31 protein-coding genes are annotated in these 26320 nt (G+C 71.9%); 18 read left to right on the forward strand and 13 right to left on the reverse strand.

Annotated features, from left to right (window positions below):
• Nucleotide 1: 1 nt before the first annotated feature.
• Together pdxH and RTA_RS05735 are read right to left on the reverse strand one after the other, a co-directional pair.
• Entirely contained in the window at nt 2-649 is a 648-nt protein-coding gene (gene pdxH, locus RTA_RS05730; RefSeq protein WP_013900436.1) for a pyridoxamine 5'-phosphate oxidase, read from the reverse strand.
• A gap of 46 nt (nt 650-695) precedes the next feature.
• Complete coding sequence (locus RTA_RS05735) at nt 696-1346, reverse strand: GntR family transcriptional regulator (RefSeq protein WP_041675089.1); 651 nt, start codon at nt 1344-1346, stop codon at nt 696-698.
• Nucleotides 1347-1458: 112 nt separating this feature from the next.
• On the opposite strand from RTA_RS05735, the gene RTA_RS05740 reads away from it, so the two are divergent.
• The 12 genes from RTA_RS05740 to RTA_RS05795 all read left to right on the forward strand — a co-directional run bounded on the left by RTA_RS05740 (nt 1459) and on the right by RTA_RS05795 (nt 12348).
• Nucleotides 1459-1998, forward strand: a complete 540-nt coding sequence (locus RTA_RS05740) for a TRAP transporter small permease (RefSeq protein ID WP_013900438.1) — start codon at nt 1459-1461, stop codon at nt 1996-1998.
• Complete coding sequence (locus RTA_RS05745; RefSeq protein ID WP_041675091.1) at nt 1995-3284, forward strand: TRAP transporter large permease; 1290 nt, start codon at nt 1995-1997, stop codon at nt 3282-3284. Before RTA_RS05740 ends, RTA_RS05745 begins: the two co-directional genes overlap by 4 nt.
• 29 nt (nt 3285-3313) lie before the next feature.
• On the forward strand, nt 3314-4333 hold the full coding sequence (locus tag RTA_RS05750; RefSeq protein WP_013900440.1) for a TRAP transporter substrate-binding protein: 1020 nt from the start codon (nt 3314-3316) through the stop codon (nt 4331-4333).
• Nucleotides 4334-4352: 19 nt separating this feature from the next.
• Complete coding sequence (locus tag RTA_RS05755) at nt 4353-5318, forward strand: C-terminal binding protein (RefSeq protein ID WP_013900441.1); 966 nt, start codon at nt 4353-4355, stop codon at nt 5316-5318.
• Between the two features lie 19 nt (nt 5319-5337).
• Nucleotides 5338-5985: an RraA family protein gene (locus RTA_RS05760; protein ID WP_013900442.1), complete on the forward strand. Its 648-nt coding sequence runs from the start codon at nt 5338-5340 to the stop codon at nt 5983-5985.
• Nucleotides 5986-6011: 26 nt separating this feature from the next.
• Nucleotides 6012-6941 (forward strand): sugar kinase, encoded by a 930-nt coding sequence (locus RTA_RS05765; RefSeq protein WP_013900443.1) that lies wholly within the window; start codon nt 6012-6014, stop codon nt 6939-6941.
• A complete protein-coding gene (locus tag RTA_RS05770) occupies nt 6938-7690 on the forward strand; it encodes an SDR family NAD(P)-dependent oxidoreductase (RefSeq protein ID WP_013900444.1) in 753 nt (250 codons plus the stop codon). Before RTA_RS05765 ends, RTA_RS05770 begins: the two co-directional genes overlap by 4 nt.
• 11 nt (nt 7691-7701) lie before the next feature.
• Nucleotides 7702-8190 carry a 2,4'-dihydroxyacetophenone dioxygenase family protein gene (locus tag RTA_RS05775; RefSeq protein WP_013900445.1) on the forward strand — a complete coding sequence of 163 codons (489 nt, stop codon included), beginning with the start codon at nt 7702-7704 and terminating at the stop codon, nt 8188-8190.
• 114 nt (nt 8191-8304) lie between these two features.
• Nucleotides 8305-8763, forward strand: coding sequence for a (2Fe-2S)-binding protein (locus tag RTA_RS05780; RefSeq protein WP_013900446.1), 459 nt, complete (start codon nt 8305-8307; stop codon nt 8761-8763).
• A gap of 25 nt (nt 8764-8788) precedes the next feature.
• Nucleotides 8789-11020, forward strand: a complete 2232-nt coding sequence (locus tag RTA_RS05785) for a xanthine dehydrogenase family protein molybdopterin-binding subunit (protein WP_013900447.1) — start codon at nt 8789-8791, stop codon at nt 11018-11020.
• Nucleotides 11020-11568 (forward strand): nucleotidyltransferase family protein, encoded by a 549-nt coding sequence (locus tag RTA_RS05790; RefSeq protein ID WP_013900448.1) that lies wholly within the window; start codon nt 11020-11022, stop codon nt 11566-11568. The genes RTA_RS05785 and RTA_RS05790 overlap by 1 nt, the downstream gene beginning before the upstream one ends.
• 33 nt (nt 11569-11601) lie before the next feature.
• Complete coding sequence (locus RTA_RS05795; RefSeq protein WP_041675092.1) at nt 11602-12348, forward strand: sulfite exporter TauE/SafE family protein; 747 nt, start codon at nt 11602-11604, stop codon at nt 12346-12348.
• A gap of 1 nt (nt 12349) precedes the next feature.
• Here the strand turns inward: RTA_RS05795 and RTA_RS05800 are convergent, their stop codons facing one another.
• A complete protein-coding gene (locus RTA_RS05800) occupies nt 12350-12886 on the reverse strand; it encodes a superoxide dismutase family protein (RefSeq protein ID WP_013900450.1) in 537 nt (178 codons plus the stop codon).
• A gap of 67 nt (nt 12887-12953) precedes the next feature.
• A complete protein-coding gene (locus tag RTA_RS05805; protein ID WP_041675093.1) occupies nt 12954-13547 on the reverse strand; it encodes a gamma-glutamylcyclotransferase in 594 nt (197 codons plus the stop codon).
• A 99-nt stretch (nt 13548-13646) separates the two neighbouring features.
• Between RTA_RS05805 and edd the strand changes: the two genes are divergently transcribed.
• Together edd and eda are read left to right on the forward strand one after the other, a co-directional pair.
• Nucleotides 13647-15521, forward strand: coding sequence for a phosphogluconate dehydratase (gene edd, locus RTA_RS05810; protein WP_013900452.1), 1875 nt, complete (start codon nt 13647-13649; stop codon nt 15519-15521).
• Nucleotides 15518-16156, forward strand: a complete 639-nt coding sequence (eda, locus tag RTA_RS05815) for a bifunctional 4-hydroxy-2-oxoglutarate aldolase/2-dehydro-3-deoxy-phosphogluconate aldolase (RefSeq protein WP_193384820.1) — start codon at nt 15518-15520, stop codon at nt 16154-16156. The genes edd and eda overlap by 4 nt, the downstream gene beginning before the upstream one ends.
• A 6-nt stretch (nt 16157-16162) precedes the next feature.
• On the opposite strand, the gene RTA_RS05820 is transcribed toward eda, so the two are convergent.
• From RTA_RS05820 to RTA_RS05840, 5 genes are all read right to left on the reverse strand, one after another.
• Nucleotides 16163-16618: a type II toxin-antitoxin system VapC family toxin gene (locus RTA_RS05820; RefSeq protein WP_226986121.1), complete on the reverse strand. Its 456-nt coding sequence runs from the start codon at nt 16616-16618 to the stop codon at nt 16163-16165.
• 19 nt (nt 16619-16637) lie between these two features.
• The gene (locus RTA_RS05825; RefSeq protein WP_041675096.1) at nt 16638-16886 is read right to left on the reverse strand and encodes an AbrB/MazE/SpoVT family DNA-binding domain-containing protein; all 249 of its coding nucleotides are present in this window, start codon (nt 16884-16886) and stop codon (nt 16638-16640) included.
• 50 nt (nt 16887-16936) lie between these two features.
• The gene (gene gloA, locus RTA_RS05830; protein ID WP_041675097.1) at nt 16937-17323 is read right to left on the reverse strand and encodes a lactoylglutathione lyase; all 387 of its coding nucleotides are present in this window, start codon (nt 17321-17323) and stop codon (nt 16937-16939) included.
• Between the two features lie 36 nt (nt 17324-17359).
• Nucleotides 17360-18247, reverse strand: coding sequence for a hypothetical protein (locus RTA_RS05835; protein WP_013900457.1), 888 nt, complete (start codon nt 18245-18247; stop codon nt 17360-17362).
• Nucleotides 18248-18557: 310 nt separating this feature from the next.
• Nucleotides 18558-19112, reverse strand: coding sequence for a PaaI family thioesterase (locus RTA_RS05840; RefSeq protein WP_013900458.1), 555 nt, complete (start codon nt 19110-19112; stop codon nt 18558-18560).
• A 52-nt stretch (nt 19113-19164) separates the two neighbouring features.
• Between RTA_RS05840 and RTA_RS05845 the strand changes: the two genes are divergently transcribed.
• From RTA_RS05845 to RTA_RS05860, 4 genes are all read left to right on the forward strand, one after another.
• Entirely contained in the window at nt 19165-19620 is a 456-nt protein-coding gene (locus RTA_RS05845; protein ID WP_013900459.1) for a MarR family winged helix-turn-helix transcriptional regulator, read from the forward strand.
• Nucleotides 19613-20866 carry an MATE family efflux transporter gene (locus tag RTA_RS05850; RefSeq protein ID WP_013900460.1) on the forward strand — a complete coding sequence of 418 codons (1254 nt, stop codon included), beginning with the start codon at nt 19613-19615 and terminating at the stop codon, nt 20864-20866. Before RTA_RS05845 ends, RTA_RS05850 begins: the two co-directional genes overlap by 8 nt.
• A gap of 75 nt (nt 20867-20941) precedes the next feature.
• Nucleotides 20942-22381, forward strand: coding sequence for an NAD-dependent succinate-semialdehyde dehydrogenase (locus tag RTA_RS05855; protein ID WP_013900461.1), 1440 nt, complete (start codon nt 20942-20944; stop codon nt 22379-22381).
• A 391-nt stretch (nt 22382-22772) separates the two neighbouring features.
• Nucleotides 22773-23123, forward strand: coding sequence for a hypothetical protein (locus tag RTA_RS05860; RefSeq protein ID WP_049871227.1), 351 nt, complete (start codon nt 22773-22775; stop codon nt 23121-23123).
• A gap of 23 nt (nt 23124-23146) precedes the next feature.
• Here the strand turns inward: RTA_RS05860 and RTA_RS05865 are convergent, their stop codons facing one another.
• From RTA_RS05865 to RTA_RS05880, 4 genes are all read right to left on the reverse strand, one after another.
• Nucleotides 23147-23866, reverse strand: a complete 720-nt coding sequence (locus RTA_RS05865; protein ID WP_226986122.1) for an SGNH/GDSL hydrolase family protein — start codon at nt 23864-23866, stop codon at nt 23147-23149.
• Between the two features lie 73 nt (nt 23867-23939).
• Entirely contained in the window at nt 23940-24764 is an 825-nt protein-coding gene (locus RTA_RS05870; protein ID WP_013900464.1) for an SDR family NAD(P)-dependent oxidoreductase, read from the reverse strand.
• Nucleotides 24761-25402 carry a 2-dehydro-3-deoxy-6-phosphogalactonate aldolase gene (locus RTA_RS05875; protein WP_013900465.1) on the reverse strand — a complete coding sequence of 214 codons (642 nt, stop codon included), beginning with the start codon at nt 25400-25402 and terminating at the stop codon, nt 24761-24763. Before RTA_RS05875 ends, RTA_RS05870 begins: the two co-directional genes overlap by 4 nt.
• Nucleotides 25399-26313, reverse strand: coding sequence for a 2-dehydro-3-deoxygalactonokinase (locus RTA_RS05880; protein ID WP_013900466.1), 915 nt, complete (start codon nt 26311-26313; stop codon nt 25399-25401). The genes RTA_RS05875 and RTA_RS05880 overlap by 4 nt, the downstream gene beginning before the upstream one ends.
• Between the last annotated feature and the right edge of the window lie 7 nt (nt 26314-26320).

Consider the following 26320-nt stretch of genomic DNA (forward strand, 5'->3'; position numbering starts at 1 on the left):
GCTAGGGCGCCAGCCGCTCCCGCACCCAGGCCCCGCCGTCCAGCCGGTAGCGCAGGCGGTCGTGCAGCCGGCTCTTGCGGCCCTGCCAGAACTGCCATTGGTCGGGCACCAGCCGGTAGCCGCCCCAGTGCGGCGGGCGCGGCGGGTTCAGCAGGAACTGCGCGCCGTACTTCGCCGCGTTGGCCACCAGCACGCTGCGCCCGGCGATCACCTGGCTTTGCGGGCTGGCCCAGGCGCCGATGCGCGAGTCCAGCGGGCGGCTGTGGAAGTAGGCGTCGCTCTCGGGGTCCGAGGTCTTCTCCACCCGCCCCTCGATGCGCACCGTGCGCTCCAGCTCCACCCAGTGGAACTGCAACGCCGCCCACGGGTTGCCGGCCAGCTCGCGGCCCTTGCGGCTGTCGTAGTTGGTGTACCAGACGATGCCGCGCTCGTCACAGCCCTTGATCAGCACCACGCGCGTGCTGGGACGCAGGTCGCCGGCCACGGTGGCCAGGGTCATGGCGTTGGGCTCGGGCACCTGCGCGGCGATGGCTTCCTGCAGCCACTGCTCGAACTGCCGCAGCGGGTCGGCGTGGGAGGCGTCCTCGCTGAGCTCGGCCCGTTCATAACTCTTGCGCAGGTCGGCGAGGCGGGAGGCGGGTGTGTCCATGCGCGGATTGTGGCCGACAGGGCCGCCCACGGCGGACCGCGGGTGTTCAGGCGACGGCGCAGGCCGCGCTGTAGCGCGCCTCGTTCTCCAGCACGTGCTCGTGCAGCTGCGCGCAGGCACCCTCGACGTCGCCGCGTTCCAGCAGGTCCAGCAGCACCTGGTGGCTGTCCACCATGTTGCTGATGGGCGAGCGGTGGCGCAGCGCGATCAGCTGGTAGCGGATCAGCTCGTAGGCGCCGCGCAGGTAAGGGTTGGTGCAGCAGGCCAGGAACTCGTAGTGGAAGTTCATGTCGATGCGCGACAGCCGCTGCAGCTCGCCGGAGCGCTGCGCCGCCGTCATCTCGGCGATGTGCCGGCGCATGCGCTCCATCAGCGCCTGCGGCTGCGTGGTCGCCGCCTCGCGCAGGGCCGCCGTCTCGATCATCGCGCGGTAGCGGCACAGCTGGCCCACCTGCTCGGGGGTGAGCCGGAAGACAAAGGTGCCGCGCTGCGGCTGGATGTCGACCAGGCCCTCCATCTTCAGCCGCACCAGCGCCTCGCGCACCGGCGTCTTGCTGATGCCCATGCGCTGGGCCAGCTGCGCCTCCGAGACCTGCTCCCCCAGCTTGAGGTCGCCGGCCACGATGCCCTCGCGCAGCCGTTCGTAAGCCAGGTCGGTGAGCAGCTGCGGCCGCTCGAGGAGGAGGGGGGCGTTCATGGGATGCGATGCGTGTGTCGAGGGAAAGTATATAGGGTTAAACCGGATGCCAAATCTGAGATATCAGATACGATGCCGCCACTTGATCCTGCGGTCAAGCCAGAGGAATCCCTTGGAGACAAGCGCGACATTACTGCAGCAGCAGCCTTCCGCCGCCTGGGAGCGGGCGTTCGTCGCGCTGAACCGCTGGGCGCTGATCGGGCTGCTGGCGGCCATGGCGGTGCTGGTGATCGCCAACGTGGTGTCGCGCTACCTGTTCCTCTATTCCTTCACCTGGGTGGAGGAGGCCACGCGCTACATGATGGTCTGGGTCGCCTTCCTGGGCGCCGGCTTGGCGCTGCGGGTGGGTGGCCACATCGCCATCGACTCGCTGCATGCCTCGCTGCCGCCCGGGCCGGCGCGCGTCGTGCGGGGCGTCATCGTGGCCGTGCTGGCGGTCACGCTGCTGGTGGTGGCCTGGCTGGGCTGGGACTACGCGCAGTTCGCCTGGGAACAGGAAACGCCGGTGCTGGGCTGGTCCTTCGGCAAAGTGTACCTGGCCATTCCCGTGGGCGCCGTGCTCATGCTGTGCCACCTGGCCCTGGTCGCGCGCCAGTGGGTGGGCCGCGGCGAATGGGAACGGCTCGAGGGTTTCGACCCGCAGGCGCTGTGAGCACCATCCTCGCCGTCACCTTCGTGGGCCTGATGGTGCTGGGCGCGCCGATCGCCTTTGCCATGCTGATCGCCGGCCTGGTGGCGGTGTGGGTGAAGCCGGGCCTCTCCGGCCTCGTGGTGATGCAGAACATGTTCAGCGGGCTGGACAGCTTCCCGCTGATGGCCATCCCCTTCTTCATCCTGGCCGCCGAGCTGATGTCGGGCGGTGCGCTGACCGACGTGCTGCTGCGGTTCGCCGCGCGGCTGGTGGGCCGCCGGCGCGGCGGACTGGGCCACGCCAACATCCTGACCCTGACCTTCTTCTCCGGCATCAGCGGCTCGGCGCTGGCGGACGCCGCCGGCCCCGGCGCGATGCTGATCAGGATGATGAAGAAGGCCGGCTACAGCGACGCCTACGCCGCGGCGCTCACCGCGTCCACCGCCATCGTCGGCCCCATCATCCCGCCCTCGATCATCATGATCGTGTACGCGTTGACGGACAACAGCGTCACCATCACCGGCCTGTTCCTGGCCGGCGTGGTGCCCGGCTTCCTGATCGCCGCCGCGCTGGCGGCCGTCAACCATGCCGTGAGCCTGCGCCGCGGCTACCGCAGCCCGCCCGAGCTGCTCGACCCCTCGCCGCTGCCGCGCCTGTTCGTGCGCGCGCTGCCGGCCCTGATGCTGCCGGTGATCATCCTGGGCGGCATCCACTTCGGCGTGTTCACGCCCACCGAGGCCTCGGCCGCCGCCGTGCTGTACGCCCTGGTGGTGGGGCGCTTCGTCTACGGCACGCTGCGCATGCACATGCTGCCGGCCATCCTGCTGCGCACCGCGCTGATGACGTCCTCGGTGCTGTTCATCGTCGCCACCTCGGCCGTCTTCGCCTGGGTGCTCACGGTGGGCCAGATCCCGCAGACCGTGGCCGCCTGGATCGCCGGCATGGAGCTGTCGCCCACCGTGCTGCTGCTGGCCATCAACGTCCTGCTGCTGCTGGTGGGCATCTTCATCGAGCCGCTGCCGGGCGTGATGATCATGGTGCCCATCCTGGCGCCGCTGGCGGACGCCGCGGGCCTGAACCCGCTGCACTTCGCCATCGTGGTGATCGTCAACCTCACGCTGGGGATGATCACCCCGCCGGTGGGCGGCCTGCTGTTCGTCACGTCCATCGTCTCGGGCGTGCCCATGGGCCGCATGGTCCGCGAGGCCCGCCCCATGCTGGTGGCGCTGATTGCGGTGCTGGCCCTGCTCACCTTCATCCCGGCCCTGTCGACCTGGCTGCCGGGCCTGCTGGGCTACAGGAACTAGAAGCCTTCCCACTTCACTAGGAGACACCGATGATCCGACGCCGTTTTCCCTTGCTGACCGTGGCCGCGGCCCTGCTGGCCGGCCTGGGCGCGCTGCCCGCGCACGCCCAGAAGGTGCTGAAGTACGCGCACTTCCAGCCGGCCAAGAACGACCAGCCCAAGCACGTGGCCGCGGTGGCCTTCAAGGAGCACGTGGAGAAGGCCACCGGCGGCTCGCTCAAGGTCGAGATCTACCCGGCCGGCCAGCTGGGCACCGCGCAGCAGATGATGGAAGGCCTGCGCCTGGGCACAGTGGAACTGGCCGTGGTGCACGACGGCGGCATCCCCGGCGTGTACAAGACCTTCAACATCTTCGGCCTGCCCTACCTGTTCAACGACCACGCCCATGCCTACGCCGTGCTGGACGGCGCGTTCGGCAAGGAACTGGCCGAGGACATGCGCAAGAAGACCGGCATCCGACTGATGGCCTACGCCGACAACGGCATCCGCCACTTCACCAACTCCAAGCGGCCGATCAAGGCGCCCGAGGACATGAAGGGCCTGAAGATGCGGGTGCAGCCCAGCCCGGTGTTCGTCAAGCTGGTCGAGTCGCTGGGCGGCAGCCCCACCGCCATCGACTGGGGCGAGCTGCCCGCGGCCCTGGCCCAGGGCACGGCCGACGGCCAGGAGAACGGCGTCACCAACATCCTGGCCGCCAGCCTGTTCCAGCACCAGAAGCACGTGACCCTGGACGGCCACGTCTACAGCCTGCACGCCTACCTGGTCAGCGACCGCTTCTACAACGGCCTCACGGCCGCCGAGAAGAAGGCGGTGGACGAGGGCGTGGAGAAGGCCAAGAAGATCCACCGCGACATGACGCGCGAGCAGGACCTGTCGGCCAAGAAGGTGCTGGCCGACAAGGGCATGACCGTCACCGAGCTCAGCGCCGCCGAGGTGGACCGTTTCCGCAAGGCCGCGCAGCCGGCGGTGCGCCAGTACCTGGAGGCCGAGGTCAGCAAGGAATGGACCGGCAAGCTGGTCCAGGCCGCCGACAGCACCCGCAGCAAGTAGGTCGGGGGACCCGCGCACCATGTCCGTGACCGCACCGCGACTGGTCGTCGCCCTGGACGACGGCTACGCGACCTACGACCAGGAGACCGAGCTGCTGGCCACGGTGGGGGCGCGCTTCGAGCTGCGCCCCTGCCGCGGCGACGAGGCGGCGGCCACCCGCGCCGTGCGCGGCGCCGACGTGGTGCTGGTGCGCGAGTCGCCGGTGAGGCAGCGGGTGATCGAAGCCATGGACCGGTGCCAGGCGGTGATCCGCTACGGCATCGGCGTGGACAACATCGACCTGGCGGCGGCGGCCCGGCGGCGCATCGCGGTGGGCAACGTGCCCGACTACGGCACCGACGAGGTCAGCACCCAGGCCGTGGCGCTGGCCCTGGCCGTGGTGCGGCAGCTGCGCCTGCACGACGCCGAGGTGCGCGCCGGCCGCTGGTCCACCGGCGTGCTGCGGCCCCTGTACCGCCTGCGCGGCCGCACCCTGGGGCTGGTGGGCTACGGCCGCATCGCCCGCATGACGCACGAGAAGTTCGCCGGCTTCGGCTTCGGCCGGGTGCTGGTGAGCGACCCCCACGCGCAGCTGCCGCCCGGCGCCGAGCGGGCCGAGGTGGACGAGATCTGCCGCGAGGCCGACGTGATCTCGCTGCACGCGCCGCTCACGCCGCAGACGCGGCATTTGATCGACGCGCGCCGGCTGGCGCTGATGCGCCCCACGGCCATCCTGGTCAACACGGCCCGCGGCCGCCTGGTCGACATGGACGCCCTGTGCGCCGCGCTGCAGGCCGGGCGCCTCCTCGGCGCCGGCCTGGACGTGCTGGAGACCGAGCCGCCCGACCCCGCCCATCCGCTGTTCGCGCTGGACAACCTGGTGGTGACCAACCACATCGGCTGGTACAGCGAGGAGGCCATGCGCGACCTGCAGCGCAAGGCGGCGCAGGAGGCGGTGCGCGTGCTGGAAGGCCGCACGCCGCAGCACTGGTTGAACCCCTGGTAGTTGGAAGGAAGAAACCCTCATGAAAGACCTGATCGATGGATTCCAGTCCGTCGCCGTGGCCTCGGTGGCCGACGCGGTGGACAAGGTGTGCGGCAAGCGCGGCTACATGGATGCGAGCATCAAGCCGCGCATCAACGACAAGCGCGTGGTCGGCCCGGCCGCCACGGTGCTGGAGGCGGCCACGGACGAGTTCCTGCCGCCGCAGCACGCGCTGGACCTGATCGACGAGGCGCCGCGCGGCAGCGTCATCGTGATCTCCGTCGCGGGCGGCGAGCCCGACGTGGCGGTGTGGGGCGGCCTGATGACCGCCGGCGCCGTGGCCAACGAGCATGCCGGCGCAATCCTGGACGGCGGCGTGCGCGACCTGTCCGAGATCCGGCGCGACTACGGCTTCCCGGTGTACGCCCGCGACGTCAGCCCCGGCACCACGCTAGGCCGCTTCAAGACCGTGGCGTCCCAGGTGCCGGTGGAGGTGGGCGGCGTGGTGGTGCATCCCGGCGACATCATCGTGGCCGACATCGACGGCGTGGTGGTGGTGCCCAAGGACAGGGCGCGCGAGGTGCTGGAGATGTCGCGCGAGATCGACGCGCGCGAGCTCGAGCAGGCCAAGCTGATCATCGCCGAGCGTTCGCTGCGCAAGGGCCTGGCCAAGTACGGGCGCATCTGAGCCACAGCCGCGAAAGGGGCGGGACCGTGCAGACCGACATCCTCGCGCTGGGCGAAGCCATGGTGGAGTTCAACCAGACCGGCGCCGACGGCGGGCAGACCTACCTGCAGGGCTTCGGCGGCGACACCTCCAACGCCGCCATCGCCGCCGCGCGGCAGGGCGCGCGCGTGGGCTATCTCTCGGCCATAGGCGACGACGTCTACGGCCGCATGCTGCGCGGGCTGTGGTCGCGCGAGGGCGTGGACCATGGCGGCGTGCGCACCGACGACCAGGCCTTCACCGCGGTGTACTTCGTCAACCATGACGCGCAGGGGCACCACTTCAGCTTCTTCCGCAAGGGCTCGGCCGCCAGCCGGCTGCGGCCGCAGGACCTGCCGGCCGAACGCATCGCGCAGGCCAAGGTGCTGCACCTGTCGGGCATCTCGGCGGCCCTCTCGGACAGCGCCTGCGACACCTGCTTCGCGGCGGTGGACCTGGCCCGCGCCGCCGGCGTGCAGGTGTCCTTCGACACCAACCTGCGCCGCAAGCTCTGGCCGCTGGCGCGCGCCCGCGCCGTCATGCGCGAGCTGATCCGCCAGTGCGACATCTGCCTGCCCAGCCACGACGATGTGGCCGCCATCAGCGGCTTGCAGGAGCCGGATGCGCTGCTGGACTGGTGCCTGGCGCTGGGCCCGCGGGTGGTGGCGCTCAAGCTGGGCGAGCAGGGGGCGCTGGTCACCGACGGCACCTCGCGCTGGCGCATCCCGCCGCACCCCTGCCGCGCGGTGGATGCGACCGGCGCCGGTGACACCTTCGGCGGCGCCCTGCTGGCCCGGCTGGTGGCCGGCGACGCGCTGGAAGCCGCCGCCCGTTACGCCGCGGTGGCGGCGGCGCTGTCCACGCAGGGTTATGGCGCGGTCGAACCCATTCCCACCGCCGCGCAGGTGCGCTCGGCCCTGCAGGGGAGCGCCCCATGAGCCGGGCTGTCGAAAGCTTCGCGCCCGGCCTGTTCGCGCGGCGCCAGGTGCTGGTGGTGGGCGGCAGCTCGGGCATAGGCGCCGGGATCGCGGCCGCCTTCCTGGGCTGCGGCGCCGCCGTGCAGGTGACCGGCGCGACGGCCGGCGAGGTCGACGCCGCGCGGGCCGATGCCGGCCTGCAAGGCGCACAGGTCGCGCAGCTCGACGTGCGCGACGAGGCCGCGGTGAAGGCCTGCGTGGGCGCTCTGGCGCGCCTGGACGTGCTGGTCAACTGCGCCGGCATCATCCGGCGCGGTGCCGAGCTGGACCCGGCGGTGTTCGCCGAAGTCCTGGACATCAACCTGAACGGCACCATGCGCGCCTGCGCCGCGGCGCGGGAGAAGCTGGCCGTGGACGGCGGCTGCATCGTCAACACGGCGTCCATGCTCAGCTTCTTCGGTGGCGCTCTGGTGCCCGGCTACGCGGCCAGCAAGGGCGGGGTGGCGCAGCTGACCAAGTCGCTGGCCATCGCCTACGCGGCCGAGGGCATCCGCGTCAACGCCGTCGCGCCGGGCTGGATCGCCACCCGCCTGACCGGGGCGCTGCAGGAGGACGCGGCGCGCAGCCAGGCCATCCTGTCGCGCACGCCGCTGGCGCGCTGGGGCCGGCCCGAGGACGTGGCCGGCGCGGCGCTGTTCCTGGCCTCGCCCGCGGCCGCCTTCGTCACCGGCGTGGTGCTGCCGGTGGACGGCGGCTACCTCATCAGCTGAAGGACACTCTCATGATCACCCAACTGCCCGGCATCCGGCCCGAGATCGCCCTGCAGGCCATTCCCGACGACGAGCGCGTCTGGGTCCCGCAGGCGCCCGAGGTGTGGTTCCGCCCGCTGCTGCTCAACACCGTCACCGGCAGCTGGTGCAACCTGCTGCGGGTGCGCAAGGCCGGCGTGCTGTCGCGCCACATCCACCCGTCCTGGGTCACCGGCCTGGTGCTCAAGGGCGCCTGGCGCTACCTGGAGCACGACTGGGTGGCGCGCGAGGGTTCCTTCGTCTACGAGCCGCCGGGCGAGATCCACACCCTGGTGGTGGACGAGGCGGCCGGCGCGCAGGAGATGGTCACCTTCTTCAACATCCACGGCGCCATGGTCTACGTGGACGCCCAGGGCGCGGTCACGGCTTACGAGGACGTGTTCACCAAGATCGGGATGTGCCGCCGCCACTACGAGGCCTGCGGGCTGGGTGGCGGCTACGTGGACCAGTTCATCCGTTGAACCGGCAGCCGGGCGTTCCCCGGCCGTGGGGCCATCATTTCCAGCTAAGAGAGTCGGGCAAGCGGCGGCGGTACAGTCGCCCTCGTTCCACCCAGGCTGCGAAAAGGAGGGCCCATGACCACGCTCAACATCAACGGCAAGGACGTCGCGGTCGACGCCGACCCGTCCACCCCCATCCTCTGGGCCCTGCGCGACACGCTGGGCATGACGGGCACCAAGTTCGGCTGCGGCCAGGCGCTGTGCGGCGCCTGCACCGTGCACCTGAACGGCGCCGCCACCCGCTCCTGCGTCACGCCCCTCTCCGCGGCCGCCGGCCAGAAGATCACCACCATCGAGGCGGTGGGCGCCGACCGCGTGGGCCGGGCCGTGCAGGCCGCCTGGGTCAAGCACGACGTGGCCCAGTGCGGCTACTGCCAGAGCGGCCAGGTGATGAGCGCCACCGCGCTGCTCAAGACCAACCGCAAGCCCAGCGACGCCGACATCGACGCCGCCATGGCCGGCAACGTCTGCCGCTGCGGCACCTATGTCCGCATCCGCGCCGCCATCAAGGATGCGGCCTCCACCCTGGCCTGATGGGCTCAACGAGAAGGAGCACACCATGCATTTCGATCCCGCCGTCGCCCGTGACATGCACAAGGTGCTCGCGGCCCGCCTGCGCTCCGACGACCCCGAAGCCGCGGGCGGACTGGAGCGCCGCAGCTTCCTCAAGCTGGGCGCCGCCTCCGGCTTCGCGCTGGGCCTGTTCCCCGTGGCCGCCTGCGCCCAGGGCGCCGGCCTCAAGCCCCAGGAACAGCCGTCCGCCTTCGTCAGGATAGACCGCGACGGCACCACCACCGTCACCATCAACCGCCTGGACTTCGGCCAGGGCGTGCAGACCGGCCTGCCCATGATCCTGGCCGAGGAACTGGACGCCGACTGGTCCAAGGTGCGCAGCATCCACGGCGACGCCAACCCCGCGTACGCCGACCCGGCCTTCGGCACCCACCTGACCGGCGGCTCCAACTCCATCAAGAACTCCTACACCCAGTACCGCGAGCTGGGCGCCCGCACCCGGGCCATGCTGGTGGCCGCGGCGGCGCAGCAGTGGAAGGTGGAGCCTGGCAAGCTGCGTACCGAGAACGGCGCCGTGATCGGCCCCGGTGGCCAGCGCCTGGGCTACGGCGAGCTGGCCGAGGCCGCGATGAAGCAGCCGGTGCCGCAGAAGGTGCAGCTGAAAGACCCGAAGCAGTTCAAGATCATCGGCAAGCCCACCGGGCGGCTGGACGCAGTTCCTAAGTCCACCGGCCAGCAGGGCTACGGCATCGACGTGCGGCTGCCCGGCATGCTCACCGCCGTGGTGGCGCGGCCGCCGGTGTTCGGCGCCAAGCTCAAGGCGGTGGACGACAGCGCGGCCAAGGCCGTCAAGGGCGTGAAGGCCGTGCTGCGCGTGCCCACCGACCGCGGCGGCGAGGGCGTGGCCGTCGTCGCCGACGGCTACTGGCCGGCCAAGCAGGCACGCGACGCGCTCAAGCTGGAATGGGACACCGCCAGCGCCGAGCGCGTGGACACGGCGCAGCTCACGGCCAAGTACCGCGAGCTGGCCCGGCAGCCCGGCGCCGTCAAATACAACGCAGACGTCTCGCGCTTGGGCGCAGCGCCGAACAGGATCAGCGCCGAGTTCGTCTTCCCCTACCTGGCGCATGCGCCCATGGAGCCGCTGAACTGCACCGTGGCCTTCGACGGCAAGGGCGCGCAGCTGTGGATGGGCACGCAGATGCCGGGCCTGGACGCGGCCGCGGCCGCTCGCACCCTGGGCGTCAAGCCGGAGGCGGTGAAGGTGAACACGCAGATGGCCGGCGGCGGCTTCGGCCGGCGCGCCATCCCCAGCAGCGACTACGTGGTGGAGGCCTGCCACGTCGCCAAGGCGGCGCGCGCCGCCGGCGTCAACGCGCCCGTGCGCACGCTGTGGAGCCGCGAGGACGACATCAAGGGCGGCTACTACCGCCCGCTGCACGTGCACCGCGCCGAGATCGGCTACGACGCCCAGGGCAACATCCTGGCCTGGGACCACGTCATCGTGGGCCAGTCCATCCTCAAGGGCTCGCCCTTCGAGGACTTCATGGTCAAGGACGGCATCGACGCCACGGCCGTCGAGGGCATGAAGGAGCCCTACGACTTGCCCATGCGCCTGTCGGTGCACCACCCGCAGGTCAACGTGCCGGTGCTGTGGTGGCGCAGCGTGGGCTCCACCCACACCGCCTATGCCATGGAAACCCTGCTGGACGAGGTGGCCCGCGCGACCAAGCAGGACCCGGTGGCCATGCGCATGAAGCTGATGGGCGGCAAGCACCCGCGCCACGCGGCGGCGCTGCAGATGGCCGTGGACAAGTCCGGCTACGGCAAGCGCCAGCTTCCGGCGGGCCGGGCCTGGGGCGTGGCGCTGCATGAGTCGTTCAGCTCGGTGGTGGCCTACGTGGTCGAGGCCTCCGTCGACAACGGCACGCCCAGGCTGCATAACGTCACGGCCGGCGTGCACTGCAACCTGGCGGTCAACCCGCTGAGCGTGGAGGCGCAGGTGCAGGGCGCGGCGCTGATGGGCCTGGCCATGTGCCTGCCCGGCGCGGCCGTCACGCTCAAGGACGGCGTGGTCGAGCAGAGCAACTTCGGCGACTATGCCGTGCCGCGCATCACCGACATGCCGCGCATCGCGGTGCACATCGTGCCCAGCGCCGACGCGCCCACCGGCATCGGCGAGCCGGGCCTGCCACCGCTGGCGCCGGCCTTCGCCAACGCCATCGCCCGCGTCACCGGCAAGCCCGCTCCGCGCGAGCTGCCGTTCAAGCTGGCCTGATGGCCTCCACCGGCGCCGCGCCGCAGCCGGTGGTGCTGGTGCTGGCCTCCGGCCGGGGCGAGCGCTTCCAGGCCTCGGGCGGGCAGGTCCCCAAGCTGCGGGCGCTGCTGGCTGGCGTGCCGGTGCTGCAGCGCACGCTGGCCGCCGTGCGCGCCAGCGGCCTGCCCTGGCACCTGGAGGACGCGGGCCATCCGGGCATGGGCGATTCCATCGCGGCCGCCGTGCGTGCCACGCGCGATGCGCCGGGCTGGCTGGTGTTGCCGGCGGACCTGCCGCTGGTGCAGCCCTCGACCCTGCAGGCCGTGGCGCGGGCCCTGGCCGGACACGAAGCGGTGGTGCCGGTGTTCCAGGGCCGGCGCGGCCACCCGGTCGGCTTTGCCGCCGCCTGCGGCGCCGAGCTGGCCGGCCTGACAGGGCAGCAGGGCGCGGCGCCCGTCCTGAAGAGGCGCGGCGCCCTGGAACTGGCGGTGGACGACATCGGCTGCGTCACCGACATCGACACCGTGGCCGACCTGGCGGAGGCGCAGCGGCGGCTGGCCGGGGCCTGAGGCGCGCGCCCGCTGTGCTACCGTCGCCGGGCCATGCCCAGCGACATCCCCCTGCTGCTCCTAGGCGCCCTGGTCGCGGGCGTGGTGCAGGGCATCTCCGGCTTCGCCTTCTCCATGGTGGCCATGAGCTTCTGGGTCTGGGGCCTGGAGCCGCAGCTGGCGGCGGTGCTGGCCGTGGTGGGCTCGCTCACCGGCCAGCTGACGGCCGTGGGCACGGCGCGGCGGCGCCTGGACCTGCACGACCTCTGGCCCTTCCTGGCCGGCGCCGGCGTCGGGGTGCCCATCGGCGTGGCGGTGCTGCCGCTGCTGGGCGCCGAGGTGTTCAAGCTGATCCTGGGCGGCGTGCTGGCCGTGTGGTGCCCGGTGATGCTGTTCTCGCGCCGCCTGCCGCACACCACCGTGGGCGGCCGCTGGGCCGACGCGCTGGCCGGGGCGGGCGGCGGCTTCATGGGCGGGCTGGGCGGCTTCACCGGCGTGGTGCCCACCCTGTGGTGCACGCTGCGCGGCCTGGACAAGGACCGCCAGCGCGCCATCGTGCAGAACTTCAACCTGGCGACGCTGGCCTTCACGCTGGCCGGCTACGTCGCCAGCGGCGCCGTCTCCGGCCGCGTGCTCACGCTGGCGCCTCTGCTGACCGCCGTCGTGGTGCCCGCGGCCTGGCTGGGGACGCGCCTGTACCGCGGCATGAGCGCCGAGGTGTTCCGCCGCTTCGTGCTGGGGCTGCTGTCGCTGGCCGGCCTGGCGATGCTGGCCTCGGCCCTGCCGCGACTGCTGGGCTAGCTCAGGCCTTCTGGATCACCGCGCAGGCCAGCCGCGGCCCGGCATTGCCGGTCGGCTGGGTCTGGTAGTCGTCGGGGTCGCGGTGCACGATCAGGCCCTTGCCGCTCACGTCGGCGGGGCCCCCGCCCAGGGCGATGCTGGACGACTCGAAGCTGAAGCTGGCCACGCCCTGCGCATTGGCGCGCAGGCTGGGCAGGTCGCCCGCGTGCTGCGCCGCGCCGCCATGCCGGCCGTGCGGCGCGTTGCCGGGATTGAAGTGCCCGCCGGCGCTCATCGCGTCGGGGCTGGAGCAGTCGCCCTTCTCGTGCACGTGGAAGCCGTGCTCGGCGCCCGGCTTCAGGCCCCGCACCTCGCCGGCGACGCGGACCCGGCCGCTGCCGACGGAGGTGAAGTGCACCGTGCCGGTGGTGGAATTGCCGGCCGTAGGCGCCAGGTTGGCGACCGCGTGCGGCCCGGGGCCGCCGGTGACGGCGCAGGCCGCCAGGGCCAGGGGCAGCGCGGCGGCGAGCGCCGCCCGTGTGATGAGGGGGGTGTTCACGCTTGTTCTCCTTGGTTGGTGGGATGGCCAGAGCGCACTCTAGGGCGAAGGCCGGGCTGCGTGTGGCTCAGCCTTTTCCGCGCACCAGCCTGAGCAGCCGCTCCAGGTGGCGGTCCCGGATGTTCATGCGCCGCAGCTCCTCCAGCGTACGCTCGGCGTAGTCCAGGGTGGTGCCGTAGATGCCGCAGGCCCCGTCGAAGATGCGCCGGTATTCCTCCTCGCTCAGCGTGCCGGTGTGGCTGGGGCTGCTGCGCGACAGGGTGAAGGCCAGCGCCGTCACCGGCCCGTGCGTGGTGTGGCAGGTGAGCCAGCGCGGGTCGTACACCGCCGTGACCATCTCGCGCTGCCACAGCCGCGTCAGCACCTCGCGCCCGCTGGCCTGGGGGATGCGGAACACCATGCCCTGGCAGCAGCCGCCCGACAGCAGGCCGAACACCAGGCCCGGCCGCTCGGGCGTGCCGCGGTTGATGCGGCTCCACATCTTCAGCGCCCGGTGCCAGCCGTGCACCCGGGCCGGCCGCCGCTCGGCGTAGTCGAAGTCGGGCTTCCAGATCAGCGAGCCGTAGCCGAAGATCCACAGGTCGCCATGGCCGCCCCATTCCTGCAGCGCCTTCTCCAGCATCGGTGCCGGGTCGCGCACGGGTTGGACGAGGGGCCTCATGGCCGGGAACTGTAGCGCGGCCGGTGGCGGGAGCGGAGGCGGCGTTTTGGTAACCCGGACGTAACCACGCGGCCCTCGCCGGCGGGGCTTGGCGGTACCATGAAACGCATGTCCCAACTCCACTCCGTCGTGGCGGCCGTCACCGACCGCATCCGCGAGCGCAGCCAGGCCGCGCGCGGCGACTACCTGCGGCGCATCGACGCCTATGCCAGCCGCGACCGCGGCAGCGACCGCCTGGGCTGCGCCAACGTCGCGCATGCCTTCGCCGCCTTGCCCGGCAACGACAAGTTCAAGGTGGTGGTCGAGCGCGCGCCCAACATCGCCATCGTCACTTCCTACAACGACATGCTGTCGGCGCACGCGCCGTTCGCCGGCTTCCCCGACATCCTCAAGGACGAGGCGCGCCGCCAGGGCGCCACCGCCCAGGTGGCCGGCGGCGTGCCCGCCATGTGCGACGGCGTCACCCAGGGCACGGCGGCCATGGAGCTGTCGCTGTTCTCGCGCGACGTGATCGCGCAGGGCACGGCGGTGGCGCTCAGCCACGACGTGTTCGACGGCGCGCTGATGCTGGGCATCTGCGACAAGATCGTGCCGGGCCTGCTGATCGGCGCGCTGCACTTCGGCCACCTGCCCACCGTGTTCGTGCCCGGCGGGCCCATGACCAGCGGCCTGTCCAACAGCGAGAAGGCCAAGGTGCGCGAGCAGGCGGCGCAGGGGCAGGTGGGGCGCGAGGCCCTGCTGGACGCCGAGCAGAAGGCCTACCACGGCCCCGGCACCTGCACCTTCTACGGCACGGCCAACAGCAACCAGATGCTGATGGAGGCCATGGGCCTGCACGTGCCGGGCACGGCCTTCGTCAACCCGGGCAACGAGCTGCGCGAGCAGCTCACGCGCGAGGCGGTGCGCACGGTGCTGGGCATCGTCAAGGCCAGGCGCTTCACGCCCGTCGGCAAGCTGGTCGACGAGGCCTGCATCGTCAACGCCCTGGTGGCCCTGCTGGCCACCGGCGGCTCGACCAACCACCTGATCCACTGGGTGGCGGTGGCGCGCGCCGCGGGCATCACCATCGACTGGAACGATTACGACGAGCTCTCGGCCGTCACACCGCTGCTGGCGCGGGTCTATCCGAACGGCAGCGCCGACGTGAACCACTTCCAGGCCGCGGGCGGTCCCGGATTCGTCATCCGCGAGCTGGTCGACGCCGGGCTGATGCACGGCGACGTGCTCACGGTGCGTGAGGGCGGCATCCGCGAGTACACGCGCGAGCCCGAACTGCACCTGGCGCCGCCCGCCGGCAGCGGGGACGCCCTGCACTGGCGCGACATCGGCCCTTCGCGCGACACCGCCGTGGTACGCCCGGCGGCCGACCCGTTCAGCCCCACCGGCGGCCTGCGGCTGCTGACCGGCAACCTGGGCCGTTCGGTCATCAAGGTCTCGGCGGTGCCGCAAGACCGCCACGTCGTCGAGGCGCCGGCGCGCATCTTCGACAGCCAGGAGGACCTGCTCAAGGCCTTTGGCGACGGCGAGCTGGAGCAGGCTTGCCGGTCCAGTGGTGCCAACGGACTGGTGTGCGTGGTGCGCTGGCAGGGCCCGCAGGCCAACGGCATGCCCGAGCTGCACAAGCTGACGCCGCCGCTGGCGGTGCTGCAGGGCAAGGGCTACCACGTGGCGCTGGTGACCGACGGCCGCATGAGCGGCGCCTCCGGCAAGGTGCCGGCCGCCATCCACGTCTCGCCCGAGGCCGCCGCGGGCGGTCCGCTGGCGCGCCTGCGTGACGGCGACGTGGTGCGCATGGACGCGGTGGCCGGCACGCTGGCCGCCCGGGTGGCCCAGGCCGAATGGGACGCACGCGAACCCGCCGCCCTGCCGGAAACCCTGCGCGCGGCCAACCAGGTCGGCCTGGGCCGTGACCTGTTCGCCGGCTTCCGGCGCAATGCCCTGACGGCAGAAGAGGGAGCCTGCACGTGGCTATGAACGCAAACGAGAAGCTGACGGCGCTGGCCGTGATGCAGGACGCGCCGGTGATCCCCGTGATCGTGCTGGACGAGGTGGCGCAGGCCGTGCCGCTGGCGCGGGCGCTGGTCGAGGGCGGCATCCGCATGCTGGAGGTGACGCTGCGCACGCCGGCGGCGCTGGCCTGCATCGAGGCGATCGCGCGCCACGTGCCCGAGGCCGTGGCCGGCGCCGGCACGGTGCGCAGCCAGGCCGACGCGCAGGCCGCGCAGCGCGCGGGCGCGCGCTTCGCCGTCAGCCCCGGCTACACGCCGGCGGTCGGCCGCGCATGCCGCGAGCTGGGCCTGCCCCTGCTGCCCGGCGTGGCCACCGGCAGCGAGATCATGCTGGCGCAGGAGGACGGCCACACCGACCTCAAGTTCTTCCCGGCGCTGCAGGCCGGCGGCGCGGCCATGCTCAAGGCCTGGAGCGGGCCGTTCGGCGACGTGCGCTTCTGCCCCACCGGCGGCGTCACCGCCGCCAACGCCCGCGAGCTGCTGGCCCTGCCCAACGTGGTGTGCGTGGGCGGCTCCTGGCTCACGCCGGCGGACGCGGTGCGCCAGGGCGACTGGGCCCGCATCACGCAGCTGGCGCGCGAGGCGGCTGCCCTGCGCTGAGCGGGGTCACGGGCCAGCCTGCGTTTCCAGGCTCAGGCATTCAATGTCGGCCAAGGACGGAAACTGTCGATCATTGCTCACCAGGCAGGTCGCTCCAGCCTCCAGCGCCGTTGCCAGCTGCAAGGCATGCACCATTTTGAGTCCGTGCCTGGCACGCAGCGCAGCGGCGCGCTCGAAAGCCTTGCGACTGTGGCTGTGCAAGGCAATGCTGCCATCTTCCACCAGCAACTCACGCACGGCAGCCACTGCCTGCGCATCGTTGGCCTGCAGCGGCTTGACCAGCAATTCGGCCAGGGTGACGTCACCGGTGCAGCCCAGGATCCGCTGGCGCGCGCAGGCTTGCAGCAATTCGAGGCACAGCGCAGCGTAGCGCTGGCTGGCACCCAGCACGTAGATGAAGATGTTGGTGTCGAAATAGACGCGTCGGCCGGCATGGCGTTCGATCAGCGCGTCCGCTCGCAAGAGCATCGGCTGCGCACGCCTACCAGCCATCGCGCAGGTCTTGGACGTACTTGTCCATGGCCCGGCTGTCCTTGCCGTAGTGGCCTCGTGCCGCACCGAGAAAGCGGCTCATGTCCGAGACACCCTTGCCTGCACGCAGCGGCACCAGCTCGATCACGCCATTGACGAAGCGCACGTCCAGCGCGTCGTCCACTTCCAGCCGTGCAGCCTCGACCACCTCGCTGGGCAAGGTGATCTGGCGGCGTTCACGCAGGCGTGCTGTGGTCATGGACAAGGGCGAGTCGTCTGATTTCTGATGGTACGTCAGAAATCGAAAAATCAACCCCGCCGCTCGATCAGCTCGATCTTGTAGCCGTCCGGGTCGGTCACGAAGGCGATCACGGTGCTGCCGCCCTTCACGGGGCCGGGCTCGCGCGTGATGTTGCCGCCGGACACGCGGATCTTCTCGCAGGCGGCATGCACGTCGGGCACGCCCAGCGCGATGTGGCCGTAGGCCGTGCCCAGCTCGTAGCCGGGGACGCCGTGGTTGTAGGTCAGCTCGATCTCGGCATGCTCGGGGTTGCTACCGTAGCCGACGAAGGCCAGCGAGTACTTCTGCTCGGGCCGCTCGGTGGTGCGCAGCAGCTTCATGCCGAGCACGCGGGTGTAGAAGTCGATGGAGCGCTGCAGGTCGCCCACCCGCAGCATGGTGTGGAGGAGTCGCATGCGGACGATTATCGCCACGTCCGCGGCGGCTCGCCCTCAGCCCGCGGCGCCCGCCAGGTCGGCCAGGTGCGCCTCCAGGGCCGACAGCTCGTCCTCCTCGATCGCGCCCTTGCCCGCGATGGCGGCGAACACATGGCCGCCGAAGCCGTCCACCGGGAAATAGCGGGTGAAGCCCCAGCCGATCAGCAGCTGTCCGAACAGGCTGGGCGAGAAGCGCGCCGACGCGCTGGCCATCTCCACGCCATTGAAGCGCAGCGTCTGCCGCCCCGGCCGCGAGGTCAGCGCCAGCACCACCGGGCGCTGCAGCGGCAGGCGCGCCTCGCCGGTCAGCACGACCTGCTGGCCCTTGGCGTCCACCCAGCGTGCCTGCGGGCAGCCGCCGGCCAGCCGCAGCTCGGAGACGTGGGTCTCCTCGGCCTTGGAGGCCTGGAAGGCCACGCCGCTGGCCTCGGCGCACGGCACGCTCAGGGCGATCAGCGCGAAGTGCGCGTCCTGCAGGTGGTAGGGCACGCGGTTGCCCGGGTGCGGCAGCACGCCGGGGGACATGGCGGCCTTCTTGCACCAGAAGCCCCAGGTCCCGGACGCCGTGTGGTCCGAGCAGCGCCGTCCCTCCAGCGTGCGCGCCACCGGCGCACGCGCCGCGGCGCGCTGCGGGTCCAGCCAGTTGAGCATCTGCATGGGGTGACCCAGGGAGGCGCCGAAGCCGGAGTCGGGGATGGCGCGCAGGAACTCGCCGTCGGCGGCCGGCCCCTCGTCGCCCAGGCGGGCGCGGCCGTCGGCCATCTCCCATTTGCTGGCGGCGTAGCGGGACAGGATGGCGCGCACGGCGGGGCGCGCCGGCCCGGTGTTGGCGGGGAGATCGAGCCGCTCCGACCAGGATGGCGTGTCGTATGGCTCGAAGGCGGCAGAAAGGCAGGTTTTCATGGCGTGGCGCAATGCTGCGGAGGTACAGCATCTCAGCAGCAGTCCTGCATGCTAGTGGGCGGGATCCGCGCGGCTGTGAGGCCGGGTCGGCAAACGTAAGCGTTTACCGGCGCCGGGCACCGCAGCCGGCGACAGGCTCGCATGCGGCGCGGCAGTGCGCGTTGGCTGAGATGCACGGGAATACAAGCTCAACAGCCGCGGATGCCAGCACGAACCGGCGTTGCTCCGACTTGGCGGCGGCAGTCTGCGAGCGGGGGATTCAGCAGCAGAAGTTACTTTTGCTGCGACCGCCAAACGTCGCGCGGATGCCTCAACCGGCTTTGGCGGGCGGCAGCTCGAACACCAGGCAGGTGGTGGTGGCATGGGCGTACAGCGTGCCGTCGGGACCGTACAGACGGCCTTCGGCCGTGGCCAGCTGGCCGCCGCAGTGCAGCACCTGGCCTTGCGCGCGCACGCGCGGCGCCTTGGCGCCTATGCCGCGCACCAGGTTCACGCTGAGCTCGGCGGTCGTGTACGCGCGGCCCGGCGGCATCAGGGTGTGCACGGCGCAGCCCATGGCCGAATCCAGCAGGGTGGCGTACCAGCCGCCATGGACGGTGCCCATCGGGTTGAGGTGGGTGGGTCCCGGCGTGCCCTGGAACAGCGCGCGCCCTTCGCCCACCTCGAGCAGCATGAAGTCCAGCGTCCTGGCGATGGGAGGGTAGGGGAAGTCGCCGCGCAGCATGGCCTGCATCAGCGCCAGGCCGCTGCGGCCCGCCACCTGGGCCGGTGCCGCCACGCCCGGGCCCGGGCCGCGCTCCAGCCGTTGCACCACCTCGGCCTCCTGCGCCAGCCAGGCCTGCAGCTCGTCCCGGTTCTTTTCCATGGGCACCTCCAGAAAGTTGCATATGCAAAACTTGCAGCTACAATAAATCGCCATGGACACCGCCGTCAAGCCCCAGGGCTGCACCAACCTCAAGCTGCGCCAGCTGATGCGCCGGGTGGCGCAGCACTACGACGCCGAGGTCGGCAAGACCGGCCTCAAGGGCACGCAGTACTCGCTGCTGTCCTATGTCTGCAAGCTGGGCCCGATCCGGCCCGGCGACCTGGCGCGCGAGATGAAGCTCGACGCCTCCACCCTCACGCGCAACCTCAAGCCGCTGCTGGCCGCGGGCTGGCTCAGCCTGGAGCCCGGGACCGACGGCCGCAGCCGCCTGGTGAGCGCCACCGATGCCGGCCGCGACAAGCGGCAGGAGGCGCAGCGCCGCTGGCGCGTGGCCCAGGAAGGCATCAATGCCGCGCTGGGCGCGGAGCGCGTGGTCGCGCTGCACGCGCTGATCGACGAGTGCATGGAACGACTGGCCCCCCCAGCCGCAGGAGAGAGCGATGACTGACACCCCGGGCGCTTCCGCGCGCCGCATGGCGTTCTGGCTGGTGATGATGCAGATGATGTCGGCCGGCGCCATGGGCGGGGGCGTTGCCTCGGCCATCGCGCGGGCGCTGGGGGCGCAGCGGCGCGCCGACGCCGACGCGCTGGCCGTGCATGCGCTGGTGCTGGCGCTGGGCTTCGCCCTGCTGTTCACCGTCGGCCTGTGGCTGGGCGGGCCGGCCTTGTACCGCCAGATGGGCGGCAGCGGCGCCTCGCTGCAGGCGGCGCTGACCTATTCCAACTGGGTGTTCGCCGGCGCCCTCGTGGTGTGGCTGTTCAATTCGCTGGCGGCCGTGGTGCGCGGTACCGGCAACATGGCGCTCCCGGCCATCGTCACCTCCGGCGGGCTGTTCGTGCTGATCCCGCTGTCGCCGCTGCTGATCTTCGGCTGGGGCCCGGTGCCGGCCTTGGGCATCGCCGGCGGCGCCGTCGCGCTGCTGGTCTATTACGCCGGCGGCATGCTGGCGCTGGCGCTGTACCTGCGCTCGCCGCGCAGCCTGATCAAGCCCTCGCTGCACGGCGGCGGGCTGCGCTGGCCGCTGGCGCGCGACATCCTGCGCGTCGGCCTGGTGGCCACGGTGTCGGCGCTGGCCACCAACCTGACCATCGGCATCGCCACCGCCCTGGTCGGCCGGCTCGGCCCGGCCGCCATCGCCGGCTACGGCACGGCCTCGCGGCTGGAGTACCTGCTGGTGCCGCTGGTGTTCGGCCTGGGCGCGCCGCTGGTGGCCATGGTGGGCACCTGCATCGGTGCCGGGCGGCGCGAGCGCGCCCTGCAGGCCACCTGGGTGGGCGCCCTGATCGCGGGCGTCCTGTGCGAGGCCGTGGGCCTGGCGGCCGCCTGTTTCCCGCGGCCGCTGCTGTCGCTGTTCGGTTCCGACCCGGCCATGCTGGAGGCCGGCAGCCGCTACCTGCAGATCGTGGGGCCGGCCTACGGCTTCTTCGGCTTCGGCCTGGCGCTGTACTTCGCCTCGCAGGGCGCCGGCCGCCTGGCCTGGCCGCTGCTGGGCAACGTGGTCCGGCTGGCGGTGGCGGGCGGCGTGGGCTGGCTGGCGCTGGCCGCGGGCGCCGGGCTGGCCGGCATCTTTGCCGCGCAGGCCGTGGCGCTGCTGCTGTACGGCGCGGTGAACGGGCTGGCGATCGCCGGCGGCGCCTGGTTCGGCTGGCCCGGGCGGCCGCGCGCGCCGGCCTACTGGGCACTGCGTAGCTGATCCAGAAGGTGGCCGCGCTCTTGCCGCACAATGGCAGGCTCCCCTTCGCACCAACCGACCCCTGAGAGGCAGCGCATGACCTATCCCAGCACCCAGCTCTTCATCAACGGCCAGTGGCAGGACGCGGCGGACGGCCGCACGCTGGCGGTGTTCAACCCGGCGACGGGCAAGGAGATCGGCCGCGTGGCCCATGCGTCCAAGGCCGACCTGGACCAGGCGCTGGCCGCCGCGCAGAAGGGTTTCGAGACCTGGCGCGACATGACCGCCGCCGACCGCAGCAAGGTCATGCGCAAGGCCGCCGGCTTCATGCGCGAGCGCGCCGAGGCCATCGGCCGCCTGCTGACGCAGGAGCAGGGCAAGCCGCTGGCCGAGGCCAAGGGCGAGGCCCTGGCCGCGGCCGACATCATCGAGTGGTTCGCCGAGGAGGGCTTCCGCGTCTACGGCCGCATCGTGCCCTCGCGCTGGAACCTGTCGGTGCGGCAGATGGTGGTGAAGGACCCGGTGGGCCCGGTGGCCGCGTTCACGCCCTGGAACTTCCCGATCAACCAGGTGGTGCGCAAGGTGGGCGCGGCCCTGGCCGCCGGCTGCTCCATGCTGGTCAAGGCGCCGGAGGAGACGCCCGCCGGCCCGGCCGAGCTGATCCGCGCCTTCCAGGACGCCGGCCTGCCGCCCGGGGTGCTGGGCCTGGTCTACGGCAACCCGGCCGAGATCTCCAGCTACCTGATCCCGCATCCCGTGATCCGCAAGATCACCTTCACCGGCTCCACGCCGGTGGGCAAGCAGCTGGCCGCGATGGCTGGCCAGCACATGAAGCGCGTGACCATGGAGCTGGGCGGCCATGCGCCGGTGATCGTCTGCGAGGACGCCGACATCGCGCTCGCGGCCAAGTCCGCGGGCAGCGCCAAGTTCCGCAACGCCGGCCAGGTGTGCATCTCGCCCACGCGCTTCCTGGTGCACGAGAGCGTCAAGAAGGAGTTCGCCAGCGCGCTGGCGCAGCAGGCCCAGAAGCTCAAGGTGGGCGACGGCCTGGCCGAGGGCACGCAGATGGGCCCGCTGGCCAACCCGCGCCGCCTGACCGCCATGGCCGAGTTCACCAAGGACGCCGTGGCCAAGGGCGCCACCGTGCTGGCCGGCGGCGAGCGCATCGGCGATGCCGGCAACTTCTGGCAGCCCACCATCCTGGCCGACGTGCCGGTGGAGGCCAAGGTGTTCAACGACGAGCCCTTCGGCCCCATGGCCGCCATCCGCAGCTTCAACACGCTGGACGAGGCCATCGCCGAGTCCAACCGCCTGCCCTACGGCCTGGCCGGCTATGCGTTCACCAAGTCGCTGAAGAACGCCGACCTGCTGGCGCGGCGAGTCGAGGTCGGCATGCTGTGGGTCAACATGCCGGCCATGCCCTCGGCCGAGCTGCCCTTCGGCGGCGTCAAGGACTCGGGTTATGGCTCCGAAGGCGGCCCCGAGGCGCTGGAGGCCTACCTCAACACCCGCGCGGTCAGCGTGGCGAACGTCTGAGTGGTCGTCGCAAAGACGCTGCACGTTTTTGCGACGGTGATGATCAGATGAACATATCGCTGCTGATTGCCGGTACCAGCGTCCTGGTGCTCTCCAGTTGCGCGGTCGCGCCCCCGACGGTGATCGTGCAGCCCCAGCCGCGCATCGTTGTCGCTCCGGCACCCGCCCTGGCAGTGGACATTCCGCCGGGGCACTACCCGCCACCTGGCAGCTGCCGGATCTGGATTCCTGGCGTACCCGCCGGGCAGCAGTCCCCGCCTGGGCGGTGCGCTGACTTGCAGCATCGCGTTCCGCCCGGCGGCGTACTCGTGGGTCGGTGACCTGTTGCGTGCTTGCACCACCGAGCAATTCTTCACACACGAGGCGGGCCTGCAGCCTACAAACTCACCTCATGAAAGTGATTCGCGTCAGCACCATCCTGTTTGCCCTGGCAACCTTGCCGTTCGCGGCCATCGCCGACCCGGACAAGGACGAGAGCGGCCACGGCAAGTACCGCCATGGCCGGTCCGAATTCAAGCATGAGTACCGGGACGGCAACTGCAAGGTTGAGATCAAGCAGAAGAAGAATGGCGACTACAAGGAGGAGCGCAAGTGCAAGGGGCACCAGCATGTCCATGCGCCCGCTCCTGTTTATGTGGTTCCGCAGCCGGTGGTGGTGGCCCCCCAGCCGGTGTACGTGCCGGCGCCTGCAGTGGTCGTCGAGCCTGGTGTAACCATTCGGGGCACCATCCACCTGAAGTAAGTCCAGAACCCCTGCGCAGACGTTCAGGTGCGTTTGACCGACGCCAGCACGGCTGGCAGAAAGGCCGCCCGTACCTCTGACGCACCACGCAGGCTGGGCTCGATGGTGCGGGTGAACCAGGAGGCGTCGCCCCGCAGGAAGTGCGCGTGCAGGTCCACCAGCTGGCCATGCCGCGCCGCGGCCGCGGCCAGCACCTCGTTGACCCGGCGGTGGTTGGCGCGGGCGATGCGCGCGTCGATGCCCAGGAAGTTGTTCGCGTCGTTGCCCAGGGTCGGGTCGTAGACGTTGCCGATCAGCACCGGCCGGACCTTCAGCCCGCGCAGGAAGCGCTCCAGCCTGGATTCGAACTCGCGGATGCCCGGCCCGCTGTCCGCCGCCAGGCCGCGCAGCAGGTCGTTGCCGCCCACCGTCAGCACGGCCAGCGCCGGGCCTGAGGCCGCCAGCCGCCGTGCCTGGTCGGGCAGGTCGTCCACCGTGGCGCCGTCCACCGCGCGATGCTCCAGCCGCGCCGGTCCGATCGTCTGCAGGTCGCGCCCGCGGAACCCGGGGAACAGCGCGTCGTCGTTGCGCACCAGCAGCTGGCCGGGGTGGACGCCATGCTCGTTGTAGCGCCCGCAGTCCAGGATGGAGTCGCCGAAGGTGTACAGGGTCATGCGGCGCTCCTGCGCGGTGGCCGGCAGGCCGGGCAGCAGCGCGGCGATGAGCGCGCAGAACCTGCGCCGGCTGCTGGTGGGGCTTGCCATGGAGCCCACTGTGCCGCGCGCCGCCCCGGCGTCTGTCGGCGCGCACTGACGATGCGCGTCAGCGCCGCAGGCGCTAGGCCGGCACCGTGTAGTTGAGCGTCATGCGCCCGCCGTCCACCACCACGATCTCGCCGGTGACGTAGCTGGCGGCGTCGCTGGCCAGCCAGGCCACGGCGTCGGCGATCTCGGACGGCTGCCCCAGCCGCTTCATGGGCGTGCGGCTCATGATGCGCGCACGGGCTTCCTCGCTGGTCAGCACCGCCTGGGCCGCCAGCTCGGTGGCGATGGTGCCCGGCGCCACGGCATTGACGCGGATGCCCCGGTCGGCCAGCGCCAGGGCCATCACGCGGGTGAGCTGGTTGATGCCGCCCTTGCTGACGTTGTAGCTGGCGATGCTGGGGATGGCCAGCACGCCGTTGACCGAGCTCATGTTGACGATGGCGCCGCGCATGGCGCCGCCCGCTGCGTCCTGCCGTGCCGGCTGCCGGACCATCTGGCGCGCCACCGCCTGGCCCATGAGGAAGGCCCCCTTGAGGTTGACGCGCAGCACGGCGTCGAAATCGGCCTCGCTCACGTCCAGGAAATCGGCGGCCTTGAAGATGCCCGCGTTGTTGACCAGCACGTCGATGCGGCCGTGCAGCGCCACGGCCTGGGCGACGGCGGTATCGACCTGTGCCTTGTCGCCCACGTCGCAATGCAGGTAGCGGGCGCCCAGCTCGGCTGCCAGGGCCTGGCCGCGCGCCTGCGCGATGTCGGCGATCAGCACCTGCGCGCCCTCGCGGGCGAAGCGCCGGGCGCAGGCCTCGCCGATGCCCTGGGCGCCGCCGGTGACGATGCAGACGCGGCCGCGCAGGCCGAAGGAGATGGGGTCGTCGTTCTGCGGCTGCGCGGTGTTCATGCGCGCATGGTACCGGCCCAGGCATCGCGGAAGGTTTGCGCGCGCCGGCCCACCTCGGCCGCGTCCACGCCCGGCGCGAACAGCGCCGAGCCGATGCCGAAGCCGTCGGCGCCCGCAGCCCGGTAGGCCGCCATGTTGTGCGGGGTGATGCCGCCCACCGGCAGCAGCACCGCCTCGCGCGGCAGCACGGCGCGCATCGCCTTGACCGCCGGCGGCGGGATCATCTCGGCCGGGAACAGCTTGAGCGCGTGGGCACCCGCCTCCAGCGCGGCAAAGGCCTCGGTCGGCGTCACCACGCCCGGCAGGTACACCATGTCCAGCCGCGCGGCCTCACGTGCCACGCCCGGGTGGAAGTTGGGCGCGACGATCAGCCGGCCGCCGGCGGCGCCGATGGGTTCGACCTGGCCGGGCTGCAGCACCGTGCCCGCGCCGACCAGGGCCTGCGGAAAGGCGCGCGCCAGCGCGGCGATGCTCTGCAGCGGCTCGGGCGAGTTGAGCGGCACTTCCATCAGGCTGAAGCCGGCCTGCGCCAGCGCGCCGCCCACGGCAATAGCCTCGGCCGGCGCCAGGCCGCGCAGCACGGCCACCAGGGGGCAGGCCTGGAGCGCGGCCTGGAAACGCGATGCGGCCTCGTTCATGCGAAGTCCTCGACGGTCCGGGCGATGGCCCACAGCCCGCGCCAGGTGGCCTCGGGCCCGACGCGCCGGCAGGCGATGCCGCGCGATTGCAGCGCCAGCTCGTAGCGCAGGGTCAGCGCCGGGGCGCCGATCAGCACCACCGGACCGCCGGCGGGCGCGGGCTGCAGCAGCCGCAGCTCATCGCCGATCACCAGGCCCGACAGGTAGCTGGGCAGGAACGCGGCGGGCAGCGACTCGAACAGCGCCAGCGTGCGCACGCCGAAGGCCGAGCGCAGCAGGCTGCCGGCCTCGCGCGCCTGCCCCACGCCGCGCAGGAAGGCGTCGCGGTCGAGCTCGTCATCATGAGACTCCGGCAGCGTGCGCGCCAGGATGGACTGCCTGCGCAGCAGGCCGTACACCTCGCCCGTCATGAAGGTGCTGAAGGATTCGATGCGCCCTCCGCGCACCTGCACCCACTTGCTGTGCGTGCCGGGCAGCAGGAGCAGGCCGTCCTGCAGGCCCAGCAGCTCCAGCGCGCCGAAGGCCTGGGTCTCCTCGCCGCGCATCACGTCGGGCAGGCCGTCGTGCTCGCAGCGCAGCCCCGGCACGATGGCGACGCGGCCCAGCGGCGGCAGGTCCGGCAGCCGCAGCAGCCGCGCGGCGACGTCGCCGAAGCCGGCGGGGCAGGGGCAGTAGGCCGCCTCCTGCCAGCCCTGGCGGCTGCCCACCATGCCGGACATCAGGACCCCGCGCGCCCCGGCGCCCTCCCAGCCGCGGCAGGCTGCGGCCAGCACGGCGGGGAACCCGTCCGGCGGCACCGCCAGGATGCCCTGGGGCGCGCTGCGCTCCTCCAGCACCCGGCCGGCCGCGTCCAGCAGCGCGGCGCGCAGCGAGCTGGTGCCCCAGTCGACGGCGATCAGCGGCGCGCCCACGCGGAAT

The sequence above is a fragment of the Ramlibacter tataouinensis TTB310 genome (assembly GCF_000215705.1).
Lineage (GTDB): Bacteria > Pseudomonadota > Gammaproteobacteria > Burkholderiales > Burkholderiaceae_C > Ramlibacter > Ramlibacter tataouinensis.